This is a genomic window from Sphingobacterium sp. UBA7631, assembly GCF_002483935.1.
Taxonomy (GTDB): Bacteria; Bacteroidota; Bacteroidia; order Sphingobacteriales; family Sphingobacteriaceae; genus Sphingobacterium; species Sphingobacterium multivorum.
Genome location: NZ_DLIX01000008.1, coordinates 13,569 through 32,509, shown reverse-complemented (window position 1 = coordinate 32,509; position 18,941 = coordinate 13,569). Strand labels below are relative to the sequence as shown.

General features: G+C 41.5%; 15 protein-coding genes. 9 read left to right on the top strand and 6 right to left on the bottom strand.

Features of this window, described 5'->3' with window-relative positions; translation table 11 throughout:
• Positions 1–124: 124 nt before the first annotated feature.
• Complete coding sequence (locus B3P16_RS14770) at positions 125–4,216, bottom strand: glycoside hydrolase family 2 TIM barrel-domain containing protein (protein WP_286778466.1); 4,092 nt, start codon at positions 4,214–4,216, stop codon at positions 125–127.
• A 338-nt stretch (positions 4,217–4,554) separates the two neighbouring features.
• Between B3P16_RS14770 and B3P16_RS14765 the strand changes: the two genes are divergently transcribed.
• Positions 4,555–5,127: an RNA polymerase sigma factor gene (locus tag B3P16_RS14765; RefSeq protein ID WP_046672312.1), complete on the top strand. Its 573-nt coding sequence runs from the start codon at positions 4,555–4,557 to the stop codon at positions 5,125–5,127.
• A gap of 24 nt (positions 5,128–5,151) precedes the next feature.
• Positions 5,152–6,258: a S1 family peptidase gene (locus B3P16_RS14760; protein WP_286727315.1), complete on the top strand. Its 1,107-nt coding sequence runs from the start codon at positions 5,152–5,154 to the stop codon at positions 6,256–6,258.
• Positions 6,259–6,337: 79 nt separating this feature from the next.
• On the opposite strand, the gene B3P16_RS14755 is transcribed toward B3P16_RS14760, so the two are convergent.
• Positions 6,338–6,973 carry a peroxiredoxin gene (locus B3P16_RS14755; protein WP_070563280.1) on the bottom strand — a complete coding sequence of 212 codons (636 nt, stop codon included), beginning with the start codon at positions 6,971–6,973 and terminating at the stop codon, positions 6,338–6,340.
• Between the two features lie 413 nt (positions 6,974–7,386).
• On the opposite strand from B3P16_RS14755, the gene B3P16_RS14750 reads away from it, so the two are divergent.
• Complete coding sequence (locus tag B3P16_RS14750) at positions 7,387–8,523, top strand: acyl-CoA dehydrogenase (RefSeq protein WP_070563277.1); 1,137 nt, start codon at positions 7,387–7,389, stop codon at positions 8,521–8,523.
• 74 nt (positions 8,524–8,597) lie between these two features.
• Here the strand turns inward: B3P16_RS14750 and B3P16_RS14745 are convergent, their stop codons facing one another.
• The 4 genes from B3P16_RS14745 to uvrB form a co-directional block, all read right to left on the bottom strand.
• Positions 8,598–9,002 carry a hypothetical protein gene (locus tag B3P16_RS14745; protein WP_046672308.1) on the bottom strand — a complete coding sequence of 135 codons (405 nt, stop codon included), beginning with the start codon at positions 9,000–9,002 and terminating at the stop codon, positions 8,598–8,600.
• A 9-nt stretch (positions 9,003–9,011) separates the two neighbouring features.
• Positions 9,012–10,262 carry a glutamate-5-semialdehyde dehydrogenase gene (locus B3P16_RS14740; protein ID WP_286843416.1) on the bottom strand — a complete coding sequence of 417 codons (1,251 nt, stop codon included), beginning with the start codon at positions 10,260–10,262 and terminating at the stop codon, positions 9,012–9,014.
• Positions 10,259–11,290 (bottom strand): glutamate 5-kinase, encoded by a 1,032-nt coding sequence (proB, locus tag B3P16_RS14735; RefSeq protein WP_046672306.1) that lies wholly within the window; start codon positions 11,288–11,290, stop codon positions 10,259–10,261. The genes B3P16_RS14740 and proB overlap by 4 nt, the downstream gene beginning before the upstream one ends.
• Positions 11,291–11,646: 356 nt before the next feature.
• On the bottom strand, positions 11,647–13,680 hold the full coding sequence (gene uvrB, locus B3P16_RS14730) for an excinuclease ABC subunit UvrB (RefSeq protein ID WP_070563271.1): 2,034 nt from the start codon (positions 13,678–13,680) through the stop codon (positions 11,647–11,649).
• A 283-nt stretch (positions 13,681–13,963) separates the two neighbouring features.
• Here uvrB and upp point away from each other — a divergent pair, with 283 nt between their 5' ends.
• The 6 genes from upp to B3P16_RS14700 all read left to right on the top strand — a co-directional run bounded on the left by upp (position 13,964) and on the right by B3P16_RS14700 (position 18,868).
• The gene (upp, locus tag B3P16_RS14725; RefSeq protein WP_046672304.1) at positions 13,964–14,611 is read left to right on the top strand and encodes a uracil phosphoribosyltransferase; all 648 of its coding nucleotides are present in this window, start codon (positions 13,964–13,966) and stop codon (positions 14,609–14,611) included.
• Positions 14,612–14,715: 104 nt separating this feature from the next.
• Positions 14,716–15,189 carry a ribonuclease H-like YkuK family protein gene (locus B3P16_RS14720; protein ID WP_046672303.1) on the top strand — a complete coding sequence of 158 codons (474 nt, stop codon included), beginning with the start codon at positions 14,716–14,718 and terminating at the stop codon, positions 15,187–15,189.
• Between the two features lie 52 nt (positions 15,190–15,241).
• Entirely contained in the window at positions 15,242–15,844 is a 603-nt protein-coding gene (pnuC, locus tag B3P16_RS14715) for a nicotinamide riboside transporter PnuC (RefSeq protein WP_070563266.1), read from the top strand.
• Positions 15,845–15,867: 23 nt separating this feature from the next.
• Positions 15,868–16,401 carry an AAA family ATPase gene (locus B3P16_RS14710; RefSeq protein ID WP_070563596.1) on the top strand — a complete coding sequence of 178 codons (534 nt, stop codon included), beginning with the start codon at positions 15,868–15,870 and terminating at the stop codon, positions 16,399–16,401.
• 150 nt (positions 16,402–16,551) lie between these two features.
• Positions 16,552–16,962 (top strand): BrxA/BrxB family bacilliredoxin, encoded by a 411-nt coding sequence (locus tag B3P16_RS14705; RefSeq protein ID WP_070563263.1) that lies wholly within the window; start codon positions 16,552–16,554, stop codon positions 16,960–16,962.
• Between the two features lie 394 nt (positions 16,963–17,356).
• Positions 17,357–18,868, top strand: a complete 1,512-nt coding sequence (locus B3P16_RS14700) for an amidohydrolase (protein WP_286843414.1) — start codon at positions 17,357–17,359, stop codon at positions 18,866–18,868.
• The last annotated feature ends 73 nt before the right edge of the window (positions 18,869–18,941 follow it).

Below are 18,941 nucleotides of genomic sequence, written 5' to 3'. Positions count from 1 at the left end.
ACCTTACCTTACCTTACCTTACGTAAAACGAAACGATCGCACTATTTAATCTTATCCTAGGTCGCCAACAAAAAAGCCAGCACCTGTTTGACAGGTGCTGGCTCAATATGCGATTTAAAGCAAATTATTCAGCGATAACAGCAAATTCAGCTCCGGAAGCATAATCATCACCACGTTGGGAGTTAAGTCCTGTAAAGCGGATATAACGTCCTTTCACAGGCTTTTCGAATCGAACAGTTTTTAATTTTTTATTCCGTTCAAAAGATCCGGACATCACATCTTCCCAGTTCTTCCCATCTTTACTCACCTGGATCTTATAATCCTTGATATCACCATTCGGTCCATCCTGTCTTGGTAGAAAAGTGAAGCCCTTAATTGTTTTGCTACTTCCAGCATCAAAATCAACCCAATGTGGATACTGTGCTACGGTAACCGAATACATCGTATGCCAAATCGAGGAAGGATCTCCATCCAATAGGTTCTTGGCATCCCCTTCACCAGTCTCCTGACTTGAAGCAAAAACAACCTCCATTGGAATGGTTTCGATTTTAGTGTATTGTTGTGTTACCTTCAATTTTTCATTTTGTTGATACCAAGCCGTTACTGTACCACCGGCGCGTAAGTCAAAAGGCGCTTTATAAACACTTGCCTTTGCATTGTTCAAACTGTATAATACGGTCTCATTTTTATTTCCCGATTGAATAGAAACTTCTCCATTTGAACTTCTTGCCAACGAAATGGGCGCGTCACCGGCAGTCGCTACCTGAGCCTTTGCTATCATATCATTGTTCTGAATCGGACGGATAATGAAACCGATAGCCGTTGGTACTGCTTTCACACGGTCCTTTTCTAACGGTGGCCCTTGTCCACAGCTATTACCACCAAGTCCTGTTACAGCTGCATCAAGATGCACGTGTACGCCCGAACTTTTTGGTAATTGATAAGGGTGCGGTGCAAAGGTCAACTCAAGCTCACTATAGTCCAAAGCGGATGTTGATAAATGCTCTTTCGCAATAAAAACAACTCCCTGTCCAGCATTATTTGTCAATGCTGTCCAACGCACATCCTCATTGTTACTCATATTTTGCGGATTAGGCCATGGCACAAACTGATCTTTTACAGTGCTTTTGTGCAATTCAATAAATTGTGCTGTCTTCCGATCAGCATAATTATTGATCGGTCCACGTCCATAATAACTATAATTGCCATACTCGGTCGGTAATTGCAAAGCATATCCCAATCGAGCTAATACAACACTTGCATTATTGGATGTAATACTCGACGACAATTCAATAGAGCCATCCTTATAAATTGTCCAGATCTGATTGCTTGTAAATTTAAAATCATCTTTGCCAAAAGGCTTATCCGTATGCTCTTTAAGCGTGTAGGTTCCCGAAGTTCCCCCCAACAAAGACGCGCCATATGGAGCTTGCGATTCAACCGTAAACGCCAATACAACTGTTCCATCTTTCTTGGTATAACTGTTTGAAGACAAAACCTTATGTTTAAGGTTATGTAATCCTTTTTCAAACCATTGTTGGTAAGCCCAGTTGTCATTGTCAACCGGAGCACGTAGTGCATCCAATTTTGGGCCTTCGCCATCGCGGATAACTTGTTTACCGGCATATGTTAGATTATATATCGAGCCTGTTTTATTGTCAAACTTCGCGATAAACTGATCTCCTTTCACCACCTGCAAATCACCTTCTTTGGAAAGCGACGGAGCCCCTCCTTGTGCAACAGCGGAAATCAACGGTTTATTTTCAGCCGCTTTGACAAACAGTTGTTCCTCCATTTGAACAAAACCTTTGGCCGCCCAAGGTCGATCTGTATTGAGAATAAACTGTACTTTTACAAAATACTCCGATCCCGCATCTAACTGCGCATAATTTATCGGCAATATAAGCTGCTTGCGTTGGCGCGCTGTCGGCAAATCAGCGGCACTGATTGTACCTGCACTATTTTTTACTTCTACCCCATCCTTATATAGCGACCATTGAACCTGATAATCGGATAGATCTTTAAAATAATTTTTATTGAAAAGCTCAATTTTCCCCTGTTGAATATCAACAGCCTTTACGCCCGCATTTTGGTACACTTTCTTGACCTCAAAATACTGTGGTTTAGGTTTCATATCGGCAAAGATCAACCCATTATTGACAAAGGTTCCATCATTGGGTTTGTCTCCAAAGTCGCCGCCATAAGCGAGAAAGCGTTCGCCGGTCTTCTTATCGTAATAATACATAGCCTGATCAATCCAATCCCAAATGGCACCGCCCATAAAGAAGTTGGTCGATTCGATGGCTTCCCAATAATCAATTAGGTTACCAACGGCATTACCCATGGAATGTGAATACTCCGAGATATGAAATGGATATTTCAATTTGTAAGTGCCTTTTACAGCTCCTCTTACCCAGTCTATTGAGGGGTATTGATTGGAGCCCATATCAACGATTGTATTGTTACGCTCGTATTGAACAGGTCTTGACGTATCGATTTTCTTGATAGCCTGATAGGCGGCCACGAAATTATCACCCGGACCGGCTTCATTTCCTAAAGACCAGATAACCACTGCCGGATGGTTGATGGTCGAATGCACCATCTCGATATTACGGGCTACATGGGCATTTTTCCATTCAGGAACATGAGAAAGAGACTCTTTGCCATAATAATATTCATGGCTTTCGATATTGGCCTCATCCTCGAGATAAATTCCATATTTATCGCATAAATAATACCAATAAGCAGGTTCTGGATAATGCGAATTCCGGACATGGTTGATATTCGCCCGTTTCATTAATTTCACCTCAGCTTCCATCTGTTCTCTGGTCACTACTTTGCCATGTTCAGGATTGGTTTCATGACGGTTGACGCCTTTCAGTTTCACCGTCTTACCATTGACATAATAATAACGTCCGGACAAGCCAAATTCATCATCCGCAGCCTTGGTATCTTTAATCTCAACCTTTCTAAATCCAACATAGGTAGAAATAGTCTCAACCGTTTTGTTCTTTTTATCCTTCAATTCAGCCACCAAAGTATACCGATAAGGTAATTCGGCAGACCATTTATCCGGATTTTTGACGTTCAACGTTGCGGCGACGCTATTAGAAACTTGACCATCCAGGGCTGGCACAGCTGATGAAGCTTCTGTCTGATCAACAAGGGTATTCTCGTCACTGTATAGCTTATTTTTATAAAGTGAATAAACTACTTTATACCCTTCAGCTTTCTTACTACCCAGATTGCGTACAGTACTCGTAATTTTCAACGAACCATTTTCGTAATTGCTGTCCAAGTCTGGAATGGCCGCTAAATCGCGAATCTGAACTTTTGGCGTTGAAGTAAGCGAAACATCCCGAAATATCCCGGGCAATCTAAACATATCCTGATCTTCCAAAAAGGAAGCGTCCGAACTCCGGTAAACTTCAACAGCCAACACATTTTCAGCACCCTTTTTTAAGTAAGGCGAGATATTGAAAGATGCGACGTTTCTGGAATTTTTTGAAAATCCGACATATTTGCCATTTATCCACAGGTAGAAAAAGGAGTCTACACCATCAAAATTGATAAATACCTCACGACCGTCCCAATGAGTAGGTACTGTAAAGTTACGTCGGTACGATCCTACTTCATTACGGTAGACATAAGTTGTCCAATCTTGGGCTGGCGTCCGCATAACTCCACCGCGCCAATCATCGACCTTTACTTGATGATGAAAGATCACACGTTGATTGGTATAAATAGGTACACCATATTTTAAGCTTCCATCCTTCTGTATACCATAAATATTCCAGCTCATAGGGACTGGAACAGATTCCCAGGCACCCACATTATAATTCGGGTCATAAAAGTCCTTTGGTCGCTCTTCCGGGGTCTTTACCCAGTTAAACTTCCAGGATCCATTGAGCGAAAGCCAATAGTTACTATGCTCGGGAAGTACTTTTCGCGCACTTTCTACGTTCTGAAAGGAGAAGAACGACGCATGCGGCAACTCCTTATTAAGTGATAATAATTGAGGCGATTCCCATTCATTCCCTTTTGGAGCCGTTGTGGCTCCATACTGGAAACCGTCGATAGATGACGTAATCGTTTGCCCTATCGTGACGGTAGTGTCCAGCGACAGCAATGAGGCTAGAATCGTTGAAAAAATAACAGAGTTTCTTAACATAATGTAATTAAGCAATTTAGTCCAGGAAACCAAATGTAACTTCATTTTGTAGTAATAACAAGCAGATTATTAAAGCACTCGATTGCGAAACTTTTTCGATACAAAAAAGATCATATCGAACTTTAAAATTGTTCTATAGGTTCTCCATTTCAGGATCGTACATAAAACAATGTAAAAACGTAAAAAATTGACCCGGCGAAAAATAACGATGTCCTCCCAAAAGAAGCTGATTCCAATAAAAAACAAATGCTTTCGGTTTCAAGGAATAAGCCTTATTTTTGGGGATAGATTTCACTTTAAACAAATAAAAGTTTACGTTTGAAAATATTTCGAAGAATTTTATTTTTCAAAGGGTTACAATTTAAGCATTAAGGTATTAATAGGTGAGTAAATTCAGTAAATCAGTCCTGCTAGAAAATGATGAGCAAATCATTGAAGGCATCAAAGACGGCAACAGCTTGGCGATAGATGCTATCTACAAGCGGTACTATCCGTCTATAAGCCATATGATCTTGCAAAACAATGGAAGTGAGGATGAAGCGAAAGATATTTTTCAAGAAGCTGTCATTGTGCTCTACGATAAAGTTACCAAAGGGAACTTTGAGCTCAGCAGCAAACTTAAAACATATCTTTACTCGATTTGCAGAAGGCTTTGGCTTAAGCAACTCAATCGTGCTGGTTTTGGCAACAGTGACATTAGCGGTTATGAAGATTCCTTATTTGAGGAAGAAGATCTACAACAGCATCAAGAACTTGAAAAGAAGTTCGACCAAATGGAACTTGCCTTAGAGAAAATGGGAGAACCTTGTAAGACAATCTTACATGATTTCTACATCTTAAACCATTCGATGCAGGACATCTGTGATAAATTTGGTTATACCAATACAGATAATGCCAAGACTCAGAAGTATAAATGCCTACAACGGCTGAAAAAAATATTTTTTTCAACAGATTAAAATTAGTGTAACACCATGGGAACAATGAATCAAAAAGAATTTTTCGAATTAGCAGACCAGTATCTTCGCGGCGAATTATCGGCCGAAGAAAAAGCTGCATTTGAATCTTTTTGTGCTGATCAGCCCTCCTATGCTGCCCAATTACAACAACACCGCGAATTTGTTGCCAATATGAAAGAAACCAGTCAACGGCTGGATTTCAAAAATGCTTTAGCACAATCAGCAAAAGAATACCATAAAACCCAAAACACAGCCGCAAAGGTAGTTCCTATAAAACAATCAGCGGTAATTTCACTTTGGGAACGCATCAAAGCAAGTTCTTTAGTGGCTGCAGTGGTAGCGGTATTTGCAGTATTTGGCACATTATGGCTGAGCGGTTATTACAGCAACCTCGAGAAAGCATCTTCCGATTACAGTGCATTACGTAGAGACATGAACAATGTCAAAAAGAACGTCAACGCACACAACGCTGCTATCAGGGATATCAATGACAAAAAATCTGTAAAAGGTACCGAAAGCCAGTTTGGTGCAACAGGATTTATGTTGACGACAGATGGCTATGTCGTCACCAATTACCATGTCATTAGCGGGGCTGATTCGATCTATTTACAAAATAGTAAAGGCGAATCGTATAAAGCACAAATCGTACACACCGATCCAAGCAAAGACTTGGCGATCTTATACATCGCAGATAAGACCTTTAAGAAAGCTAAAAGCTTACCTTACACGTTCAAAACGTCGACTTCAGATCTTGGTGAAGATATTTATACGATCGGGTTTCCTCGGGACGAAGCAGTATATGGTCAGGGATACCTAAGTTCATCAACAGGTTATGCCGGTGATACCATCGCTTATCAGATCTCCGTACCTGTCAATCCAGGTAACAGTGGCGGTCCGGTATTGGATAGCAGAGGTAATGTGATTGGTATTATTTCCGGAAAACAACGTGGCATAGATGGTGCCGCCTTTGCAATCAAAACGAAATCAATCTTGAACGCCTTAGCGGACATACCAAGTGATTCACTGGTTACCGGTCTTAAGATCAACAAAAAGAATAGCTTGGCAGGTTTACCAAGAACAGAACAAATCAAGAAAATGCAAGACTATATCTACATGGTTAAAGTCTATTAGGAGGCATTTATAACTTATAAAAAAGGCAACGTTTTTCAACGTTGCCTTTTTTTGTTCTTTAATTCCAAGGGCTTACTCCCTATAGATTAGGCTGTGGCGTCGTTCTCAAATACGGTTTGATCTCTTTGAAGCCTTTTGGAAATTTAGCAGGAATATCTTCTGTCTTAATCGCTGGCACAACAATAACATCTTCACCATGCTTCCAGTCAGCGGGCGTAGCGACTTGATAATCGGCAGTTAACTGTAAAGAATCAATGACCCGTAAAATTTCATCAAAATTACGACCTGTTGATGCTGGATAGGTCAGCGTCAATTTGATCTTTTTGTCAGGACCGATAATAAATACGGAACGTACGGTCGCTGTTGCGGAAGCATTTGGGTGGATCATATCGTACAATTCGGATACATGATGATCTTCATCAGCAATAACCGGAAAATTCACTTCGGTATTTTGCGTTTCATTGATATCCTTAATCCAATTCAAGTGATCGTTTACATTATCGACGCTTAGCGCAATGGCCTTCACACCCCTCTTGTCAAATTCAGATTTCAATTTTGCCGTACGGCCCAACTCTGTAGTACATACCGGCGTATAATCTGACGGGTGCGAAAAGAAAACGACCCAGCTATCTTTGATATAATCGTGAAAGTCTATTTCACCAATGGTTGTTTGCGCTTTGAAATTTGGCGCTTCATCCCCTAATCTTAAACTCATAATCTTATTTTTTAAATGTGTTTAAATTATATAGTCTACAAATATAGTAGATTAAATTTAGCAAACAAGTAATTCTTCAATTTTTTAAATTGAAATGAAAAAACTAAACTTAATCCAATTGAAAGTAAGGATTTTACAATTATAAACAAAATGAAAACCAACATGCCCCTTGCTACTTGTCCGCCCTACCCTGGCCATTACTTTCCAAAATGCTTATAATGATTAGCTCAAGTAGATTAAAAAGTAATTTGCTATATTACTATGCTTGCATAATATATATTTTGTATATTTGAGTATGTTGGTACACCGAGCTCATAAAATGATTGTGAGTTGGGAGGAAACTTTTTGACAGCAAACCTTATTATATATACGTTATCGGCTTGGTAACTGATGAACCAAAAAACTGAAATGCCATGAATTTTGAATTAAGCGAAGAGCATAAAATGATCTGCGACGCAGCGCGGGAATTTGCCCAGGAGCTAAAGGCTGGGGCAATCGAGCGCGATGAAGCCGCAAAATTTCCAACAGATTTTGTCAAGCAAATGGGCGAACTAGGGTTTATGGGTATCATGACCCCCGAAGCTTATGGCGGAGCTGGAATGGATACGTTGGCCTATGTTCTTGTGCTCGAAGAAATTGCCAAAATTGATGCCTCAGCGGCCGTTATCGTATCCGCCCACAATTCCCTGGTATTATATGGACTCAATGCTTATGGTACAGAGGAACAAAAACAAAAGTACCTGATTCCTTTAGCGAAAGGTGAAAAACTTGGTGCTTTTGCGTTGTCAGAACCTGAAGCTGGTTCGGACGCCTCCTCACAGCATACCACCGCCGAAGATAAGGGGGATCACTATCTCCTAAATGGTACAAAAAATTGGATCACCAATGGTGGCCATGCCGATATCTATCTTGTCATTGCACAGACACATCCTGAAAAAGGCCACAAAGGAATCAATGTATTGATCGTTGAAAAAGGGCTGCCGGGATTTACCATTGGTCCTAAAGAAAACAAATTGGGTATCCGTAGTTCCGATACCCATTCACTCCTATTTTCCGATGTTCAGGTTCCCAAGGAAAACCGTATCGGAGAAGATGGCTTCGGATTTAAATTTGCTATGAAAACACTCGATGGCGGTCGCATTGGGATTGCGGCACAGGCCTTAGGAATTGCTGCGGGTGCCTATGACCTTGCTTTGGCTTACTCAAAAGAACGAAAGACCTTTGGAAAACCGATTTCGGATCATCAGGCCATACAGTTTAAATTGGCCGACATGGAAGTTGATATCGAGGCAGCTCGACTTTTGACGTATAAAGCTGCCTGGACGAAAGACCAGGGGCTTCCTTACGGTAAAGAAGCTGCCATGGCCAAACTGCATGCATCTGAAGTTGCCATGAAACACACTGTCGAAGCTGTACAGATCCACGGTGGCTACGGTTACGTAAAAGAATATCATGTCGAGAGGTTAATGCGCGACGCAAAAATCACGCAAATATATGAGGGAACTTCTGAGATCCAACGTCTGGTGATTGCCCGTGAGATCCTGCGCTAAGGTCTCCGTCATGCAATGAACCCAAAAAGTTAAACACTTTTTTAGGGCTTTGCATGACGGATAGCTTTGTTAATCTAAAGACTCTTCAATTTGTTGTCGATCATAGCAAGATATTGATAATCCTGAAAGGCAAAGCTCGCCGTTTCAGCCATCGCCAGATTCAAAATAAACTTTGCTTTACGAAGTAAATTCTCCTGATTGCCATCTGTAGCATTCAACCCATCAAATAACAACGTTAAAGCCAATGGATGTAGTTGCTGAATTTGAAGATCTGTTTTGAGATATGCCGAAAGTTCATTTTCGGAAAGATTTAAAAAATAGGTCCTACTCTTTTCGAAGAATTTCTCATAAGCATCTTCAAATACTGCTGGATCAGTCGGCTCCGTAAAAGCATCATGCCCTTCTGTCCATATGCGAAGAAATTTACCAATTTCTTCGATCCAATTCATCAATACATCTTTCTTAAAACTTAATCCCATGATCTATGCTTATCTGATCTGTCCATTTCCGCGGACAATCCACTTCTCTGTTACCAATTTTTCCAATGCAAATGGTCCACGGGCATGTAACTTTTGGGTCGAGATACCTATTTCTGCACCCAGACCAAACTCACCTCCGTCCGTAAAACGTGTAGATGCATTGGCATATACCGCGGCAGCATCCACTGTATTCAAAAATTGTTCAATATGGAGTTCACTGGAAGAAACAATACATTCCGAATGTTTGGAAGAATATTTTGCGATATGCTCCAAAGCTTCGTCCAAACTGGTGACCGTCTTTATTGAACACTTCAAATCTAAAAATTCTCTTCCAAAATCCGCTTCTTCTGCGCGCTTTAAATTTGAAAAATTTTGACCCTGTAATACCTCATAAGCTGTAGGGTCCGCGAAGACTTCCACCTGAGCATCTTCAAAATAAGTTTTCAATTTCGTTAGGAACTCGGCAGCAACAGCACGATCGACCAAAACAGTATCTAAAGAATTACACACCGATGGCCTGGAAATTTTAGCATTGGCAACAATTTTCGCTGCCATATCCAAATCTGCTGTACGGTCCACATAAGTATGGCATACTCCTGCTCCAGTTTCAATAACTGGTACTTTAGCGTGTTCCCTGACATAATCGATCAGCGACTGTGAACCCCGTGGTATGATAATATCCACGAATTGGGTAGCTTCCAATAATTCCGAAACATGCTTCCTATCAACAGGCAACAGTTGCACAATAGTTGTTGCAATACCATACTGCTCTAAGACAGCATGGATCACTTTCAACAACGCCTCGTTGGTGTGTAACGCGTCCGAACCACCGCGCAATAGACAAACGTTACCCGACTGAATACACAATGCAGCAACGTCTATCGTCACATTAGGTCGCGATTCGTAGATGACCCCAACGACTCCGAGTGGAACCGTAATTTTCTCGATCTCCAATCCATTTGGCAATATCTTTTTTAGTAATAACTGATCTGTTGGATCTGCCAACTGAGCGATCTGCTTAACACTGTCAGCCAAACCTTTTAGACGATCGCTATTGAGCAAAAGACGATCCTTTTTGGGGTCGTCATCAGCCATACGATCCAAATCAATCTTATTGGCTTTTAATACATCAGTAGTATGTGCGATAAGACCTTCTGCGATGGCATTTAAAATAGTTATTTTGGTATCAGGAGCCAGTTGTTGCAAAATTTGTTTTGCTTTGGCCGCCGCCTGAAGTTGGTTTAAGATGGATTCACTCATAATAATACAATATCATTTGCATGTGCAATTTCTACATTTTTTTTACTGGTCTGGGACAAAGCGGATGAATCCATCTTCGCGCGGGCAACGGCAACAGTTAAGCCTTCTAGATTGACAATATTTAACACTTCTCCTTTTTCAAAATGCTCGACGATACGGGTTACCCCCACAGCGAGTAAACTTTTGTGCTTCAATAATGCTTCCTCCGCTCCACGATCAACCATCAATTCCCCTTTTATTAAACTTCCACTCGCGAGCCATTTCTTGCGGGAAGAGATCTTCTTACTTTGAGCCAGACACAATGTGCCAGTCTCGTGCTTAACCGCTTTTTGTATCGCCTCCTCGGTTTGCATACTAAAAATCACCACAGCAATCCCCATTTGATTGGCCAATCGGGCAAAGTTCAATTTCGAGGTCATTCCCCCTAATCCTACGGAAGATTTATCCTTCCTTGCCAGCCCTAAAATATCCCGGTCAATTGTTTCAATTTGCGGTATAATCTTGTTGTTTGCATCCAACACACCAGGAACGGAAGTGCTAAACAGTAATTTTTCGGCACCAAAACCAACAGCAATCAAGGTTGCCAGCTCATCATTATCTGAAAACTTCAGTTCTTTATTACTCACCACATCATTTTCATTTGCGATTGGAATAACATTGTTCCGCCACAATTCCTCATACGTATTTTTCAATTGTAGAAATTGATCCCGATTGGAAAAGTGATGTCGCTCACATAAACTCTGCGCCAATGAAATTTTAAACGGTCGGAAATAAGTAGAATACGTATTAATCAATATAGGGTTCCCAATTGCAGCAGCTGCTTTGCGTTCGGATAGCGTTCCTGTGTAGCTGGGCAGAAAACGTTTACCGGCAGCAACAGCACCTGAAGAGACCAAGACGATATTGTATTTCTTTTGTAAGGAAGCAATTTGCCTAGCGATCTCCAAAACAATACGTTCATCAACTTCTCCCTCTTTCGTGGTAATAGAAGCCGATCCAAATTTGACAACGAGAATTGGCTTTTTCATTTTTTAGTATGTTTTAGTTTAGATTTGAGCACTAATTTACTGAGAAGAATTTGATTTACGCAAAATATGTTAACAATTGAACAATATAGTTCAATCGTTAACCTTAGGAAGTACGGCCCAATCTATTAGGTCCAGGAGCATTCGTGTACCCGGCGTTTATCCCGTAGGAAATTTTACTTTGGCAGAATGCTGCGGAAAGCACAAAAAACAGTATTATGCTGTAGATTAAATGTTTCATATGTAGCCAATTTATTTACAATTGCTACAAATATGGACGGTGGAATCTTAATTTATACGCTATTTAGCGTCGTTTAACAAATCTTAAATTGATTAACAATAACTAAAACCGACTTCCTTTACGAAGGGAATCGCTCTTCATAGAGCTTCTCCAAGGAGAACATTTCATCACGATATTTCGCTGCTTCCAAGAAATCCATTTCTTTCGCTGATTTATCCATTTTCTTCCGTACGTTATCGATCGCTTTCTTCAGATCCTTCTCACTGAGATACTGCATCACTGGATCAGCTGCAATGGCCTGCGACGGATCAGGTTCAACATAAATTTTAGGTTCAATACCCGAGAAATCAGCAACAGAAGTCTGCTCTAAGATCTCCTCTCTTGTTTTGCCCACAGTACGCGGTGTAATGCCATGTTCCAAGTTATATTTCATCTGCTTGTCTCGGCGACGATTGGTTTCATCTATTGTGACGCGCATGCTATCCGTCATTTTATCCGCATACATAATAACCCGACCTTTATCATTCCGGGCCGCGCGACCAATCGTCTGAATAAGCGATCGTTCGGAACGCAGAAAGCCCTCCTTATCCGCGTCGAGAATAGCAACAAGCGTGACCTCCGGCAAATCAAGCCCCTCACGAAGTAAATTCACCCCGACCAGGATATCAAATTCACCCAAGCGGAGCCCCCGCAAGATTTCAACCCGCTCCAAGGTTTTAATTTCAGAGTGGATATAACGGACTTTTAAGTTCAGCTTGGTCATATATTTGGAAAGTTCTTCAGCCATGCGTTTGGTCAATGTAGTAGCCAAAACACGTCCTCCCTCTTTAATGGTCTTATCGACTTCTTCCAAGAAATCATCGACCTGATTAATCGCTGGTCGTACTTCAATAATTGGATCCAGAAGTCCTGTTGGGCGAATGACCTGCTCAACGACAACACCTTCGGTCTGCTGCAGTTCGTAATCGCCCGGAGTCGCCGATACATAAATCGTCTGATTTGTCAAGGATTCAAACTCCGGAAAGTTTAAAGGTCTATTATCCAAAGCCGCGGGCAACCTAAACCCATGTTCTACCAAGGAAACTTTTCGCGATCGGTCACCTCCATACATCGCACGTAATTGCGGTAAGGTCACGTGACTCTCATCAATGACCAACAGGTAATCTTCCGGAAAATAATCCAGCAAACAGAACGGACGCATCCCCGGTTGTCTACCATCAAAAAAGCGGGAATAATTTTCAATCCCCGAACAATAGCCCAGTTCACGCATCATTTCCAGATCATAATTGACCCGCTCCTCTAAACGCTTCGCCTCCAGCATTAAGCCCTCATCTTCCAGTTGCGTTTTCCGTTGCATCAATTCATCTTGGATAGCCCAGATCGATTCTTTGAATTTTTCTTTCGGTGTAACGAAGAGATTTGCTGGAAAAAGAGCAAGATCTTCCATCTTGTTGAGCGTTTTCCCTGAAATGGGATCGATCTCACTCAGTTCGTCAATTTCATCCCCAAAGAATGAAATCCGAATAGCATTATCCAAGTATGCCGGAAACACGTCCACTGTATCACCTTTAACCCGAAAGGTACCCCGTTTAAACTCTGTGGTCGTTCGCGAATATAAAATCTCCACCAGCTTATGCAGGAAAGCGTTTCTAGTGACAGTCATACCGACCCCAAAACGAAAGATAGACCGGGAGAAATCTTCCGGATTTCCCATACCGTAGATACAGGATACCGACGAGACGACAACAATATCACGCCGTCCCGACATCAATGACGACGTGGTTGCCAAACGCAGCTTTTCGATTTCCTCGTTAATCGCCAAATCCTTCTCGATGTAGGTATTTGTCGAAGCAATAAAAGCTTCGGGTTGATAATAATCGTAATAAGACACAAAATAGTTGACAGAGTTATTGGGAAAGAACTGTTTGAATTCACCGTACAACTGAGCCGCCAAAGTTTTATTGTGGCTTAAAATCAATGTCGGCTTTTGGGTTTCCTGAATCACATTGGCAACAGTAAAGGTTTTGCCCGATCCCGTTACCCCCAAAAGCGTCTGGTATTGCTCTGCCTGCTCTACCCCTGCTACCAACTGCTTAATTGCTTCTGGCTGATCGCCTGTGGGTTTGTACTCCGATGTCAATTCAAATTTCATATATTTCCTATTTCTTTAAGAAAACCATTCAGGCCTTTTCCAGCAAACATTGCACCACGAATTGCTTGAGCCCTAAGCTCAAAAACAGTTTTTGTAATCCGATGGTTTCAATCTGCTTCAAGACGATTTGTTGATCTGTGGTCCAGGCCATATCCTGCTATGGTCTTACACAAATTTACTAAAAATTTTACCATTTTAGCGCAAACTATAATAATACCATAGATGTTATTACTTTCAATTGATTATTTATTATCTTTAGCTTAACTGAACTAGCACACACGCCATGGTCACTATTCTATCTACCCAAAATAGCATTGCAAATCATTTTATTGCCGAACTGAGAGATATCACGATTCAACAGGATCGCATGCGCTTTCGTCGGAATCTGGAACGATTAGGTGAAATTTTCGCTTATGAAATCAGCAAGACGATGGCTTATAAACCTGTTGAAGTTGAAACTCCGTTAGGTGTGGCCAAAACCCATCTCTTGATGGAACAACCCGTACTCGCTACAATTCTGAGAGCGGGGCTTCCCTTTCATCAGGGACTTTTAAATGTATTTGATCATGCCGACAATACCTTCATTGCGGCCTATCGGCATACCAAAAAGAGCGGTGAGTTTGAAATTCATAAAGAATATGTCAATACGCCAAACTTAGATAATCGTACAGTAATCATTGTAGACCCCATGTTGGCCACAGGAAAGAGCCTTGTATTATGCTGTAAGGATCTCCTGGCCGAATATGACATCAAGGAATTACACATTGTTGCAGCCATTGCATCCGAGGAAGGACTGAATCACGTTCAGGCTTTTGTACCTACGGCGCACATCTGGGTAGGTGACGTCGACCACGAACTGACCTCAAAAGCTTATATTGTACCTGGACTCGGTGATGCCGGAGACCTGGCCTATGGTGTAAAACATCATTAATGTGGATAAATTATTTAAAACTAAATTAACACTTAGATCATTGAAATTCAGTAAATTTATGTCAATGATGAAGTTTAATTTTTTTATATCTAATCTATATCGCTATGAGATGGCAAAAATACAATGGCGAATCCATTCGCTCCACGATTTTCGATGCTGTTGAGGAAGTCATTAAACGAGAAGATGCCCTAGGGAATAAGCTCAAGGTTTATATAGGCACCGATTCCCAAGTCAAGAGAGGCATCATCGACTTCGCTACAGTCATCGTCTTTCTCCGGGAACATAAAGGTGGATTTATGTTTATCCAACGGGACAAAAGGCATCACCGAATGAGCATTAAAGAAAGGATGCTGCTCGAAGTCCAAAAATCCATCGATATAGCCTATCAACTCTGCCCCCTCCTCGAAAAACACAAAGTAGACCTCGAAGTCCACGCCGACATCAACACCAATCCAAATTTCCAGTCAAATGTTGCCCTGAAAGAAGCCATGGGGTATATTATGGGTATGGGGTTTGTTTTTAAGGCTAAGCCCGAATCCTTTGCCAGTACCAATTGCGCGAATAAACAGGTTCAATAACGGACTATAGGGCAGACTTTGTATATTTAGGGTGTAATTTTTAATACACCACATGCAGGATTTTTTTCAGCAGATTGCACGTCAATTTGCCCAGACCTCTTGGCTCGAATGGTTAGGTACCCTGACAGGCTTTCTTTGTGTCTATTTGGCCGCTAAGCAAAATATATGGAACTGGCCAATCAGTATCATCAGCGTAGCGTCCTACGCGATTCTGTTTTATAATGCCAAACTGTACGGAGATACTGTACTACAGTTCTACTTCCTGTCCACAGCTGTGTACGGTTGGTATTATTGGATAAGACGAAAAGAAGAAAAAAAGAAACCTATCGTCAAAGCCAGCAATGGGCAGCTGCTCCTTTGCCTCCTGGCAATCCTGATCCTAACACTATCAATCGGTTATCTCCTCGATAGCAAGACAAATTCCGATGTCCCTTATATTGACGCATTCTGCACCTCCGTAAGTTTTGTTGCTCAATTTCTGATGACGCGCAAAGTGCTTCAAAATTGGCTCTTATGGGTATTTGTGGATATTTGTTATATCCCGCTCTATATACACAAAGACCTTATGCTGACCGCAGTACTCTACCTTGTTTTCACGCTCATCGCTTGGAATGGCTATCGCGATTGGCAGAAAACCTATAAAAATTTTGCGTAATATTGCGTATCAAAACGATCGATGTGGGAAAAGATTTCATAAAAATTGCCGTTGTTGGCCCCGAGTCCACCGGAAAATCAACGATGGCACAATTTCTTGCCAAGGAATTTCAGACGGTATGCGTACCCGAGTATTCACGTTATTATTGCCAAAGCCTCAACAATAAATATACCCTGCAGGACGAAGTCAATATGTTTTATGGACAGGTAGCCCTAGAGGAAGCCCTGATCCCTTTAGCGCAAGACCAGCTCCTCATCTGTGACACCACCTTTCTTACGGTAAAAATTTGGTCAGATCATCTTTTCGGTCATACGCCGCAGGAAGTCACCGATAAAATTCAACAACATGTTTATGATCTCTACCTGCTGATGGATATCGATCTACCTTGGCAGGATGATCCACTACGGGATTTTCCCGAACAGCGCGAACACTTCATGGAGATCTGGAAAAGCGAATTGAACGCCATTAATGCGAATTACCGTCTTATTTCCGGGCTCGGCGACCAACGTCTTGAAAATGGACTTCATGCGGTAAAAGATTTTCTGACATTGATTTGAGACAAGTGTCTTGACGAAGCAGCCTTTTACAGCTATATTTGTAAGCATAAAGTATAGCTGTTGTTTATACGGGCTAAAAATACTTGCCCAGCGACAGAAAGCTTTATAGAAACAATTAAAATAGAATATTAACATTTTACTTAAGAAATAATGTATCCAGAATATTTAGTAACTCCAATGCGTCAAGAGTTAGTTGATGCAGGATTCGAAGAATTAAAAACTCCTGAAGCAGTTGATCAGGCTATCGCATCAGAAGGAACTGTCTTTGTGGTTGTAAACTCTGTTTGTGGTTGCGCTGCAGCAAATGCACGCCCAGCTGCAAAAGCTGCTGTAAAAAATGAAAAACACCCAGCTAAATTGGTCACTGTTTTCGCAGGTATGGAAACTGATGCTGTAAACACTGCACGTAACTACATGTTGCCTTATCCGCCATCTTCACCAGCAATGGCTTTATTTAAAGACGGAAAATTGGTACACATGATTGAAAGACATATGATTGAAGGTCGCCCGGCACAAATGATTGCTGACAATTTAGTTGCAGCATTTGACGAGTACTGTTAATCACGTATTTTGATTTTTGAATTAAAAAGGCTGTCCAAGTTATTTGGATAGCCTTTTTTGTATTTGGATAATCCGTATTCGCATTACTTTTCCTTCAGGTTGCCTTTCACTACTTTACTGATGATCTACTGTCCCAATAATACGCGACAATTCAGCGTAGGTACTTCACGTAAAGCAATTCGATAAGTCAAAACCCCGAGTCCGCATCTCCAATAGATCTAGCCCCAAGCCTAGTTTCCGTTTATTCAAAGCTTTTTGCTATTTTTAGGTTATGAAAACCTTCCCAATCATCATTTTTTTGTTCTGCTTGACAATCATTTCATGTTCACCACAAACGAAAGTGGACCTCATTGTTTATCATGCGCAAATATATACTGTAGATTCGGCTTTTAGTATGGCACAAGCTTTTGCTGTCAAAGACGGTAAATTTATTGCCATCGGTTCCGATGAAGAAATACAGCGGAAGTACAAAGCAATAGAAAAAATTGACGCACAGGGGAAGGCCATTTATCCGGGATTCTACGATGCCCATGCGCATTTATTTGACGAAGCCGAACTAATGGATCAAGTCGACCTAAACGGCGCCGATTCTTTCGAAGAGGTTATTCAACGTGTCAAAAACTACCAACAAAAAAATCCGCACAAAACTTGGCTGATCGGTGGTGGCTGGGACCAAAATCGCTGGAAAGATAAAACTTTCCCAACCAAGGATCTACTCGACAAAGCTTTCCCGGATATCCCCGTCTACCTTATGCGTGTAGATTATCATGCGGCGGTTGCGAACTCCAAAGCACTCGAATGGGCAAAATTAACAAGTATCCCCATCATTCGCGGCGGTGTGGTCGGCGGGACTAATAATACTCCCAATGGTCTCTTGATCGACAATGCAATGGATCTTGTCAATAAGACAATTCCGGTTCCGAGTGAAAAAGAATATTTAAGAATGCTCAAGCGGACGCAAGACTCTCTCCTTTCCGTTGGCCTTACCTCCATTGTAGACGCAGGTTTATCAAAAGAAAGACTCGATCTGCTAAAAAAATACTATCGGGAAGAACAGTTGAAAATTAGAGATTATGCCATGATCCTAGGCAATCCCCAAAATATAAAGTCATTTATCGATCAGGGTTTCTATGAAACAGACCGTTTCGAGATCAAAGGATTTAAACTGCTCGCCGATGGCGCATTGGGATCCCGTGGTGCATGCCTCCTTGCGCATTACCATGATGCCCCCACCCACGGCTTTCTCCTCCATAGCCCTCAAGAATACGAAGCAATGATCAAACAGATTGCCGAAAGTAAGTTTCAGGCAAATACCCATGCGATAGGCGATTCGGCCAATCGTATTATATTGGATATTTATGGCAAATACCTCCACAATAATGGCGATCGTAGATGGCGCATCGAGCACGCCCAAATTATATCGCCTGCAGATTTTGATAAGTTTCGAAAGTATCAAATCATACCATCTGTACAACCCACACATGCAACCTCCGATATGTACTGGGCCAAAGATCGACTCGGTGAAGAACGTATGAAAGGCGCTTACGCTTATAAGCATCTGTTGAAAGAATATGGAAAACTCGCATTGGGGAGTGATTTTCCGGTCGAACATTTCAATCCCTTATATGGTTTCCACGCGGCAGTAGCCCGCGTCGACAAAAAAGGGTATCCTAGCCACGGATTTCAGATGCAAGACGCGATAAGCCGTGAAGACGCTTTGAAAGGAATGACAATCTGGGCTGCATACTCTTGTTTTCAGGAGAAAAAAAGAGGAAGTATCGAAGTGGGAAAAGATGCCGATTTTGTTATCCTCGAAAAGGATATCTTGAAAATTCCGAATGAGCAACTGCGAAATGTAAAAACAGAACGGACAGTAATTGCAGGTGAGACCCTGTTTAAAAGATAACAAGAACTGATATGCCTAGCCATACCCAATAAACTTATACCGCTAACGAAACAAGATAGCTAACAAAAGTATT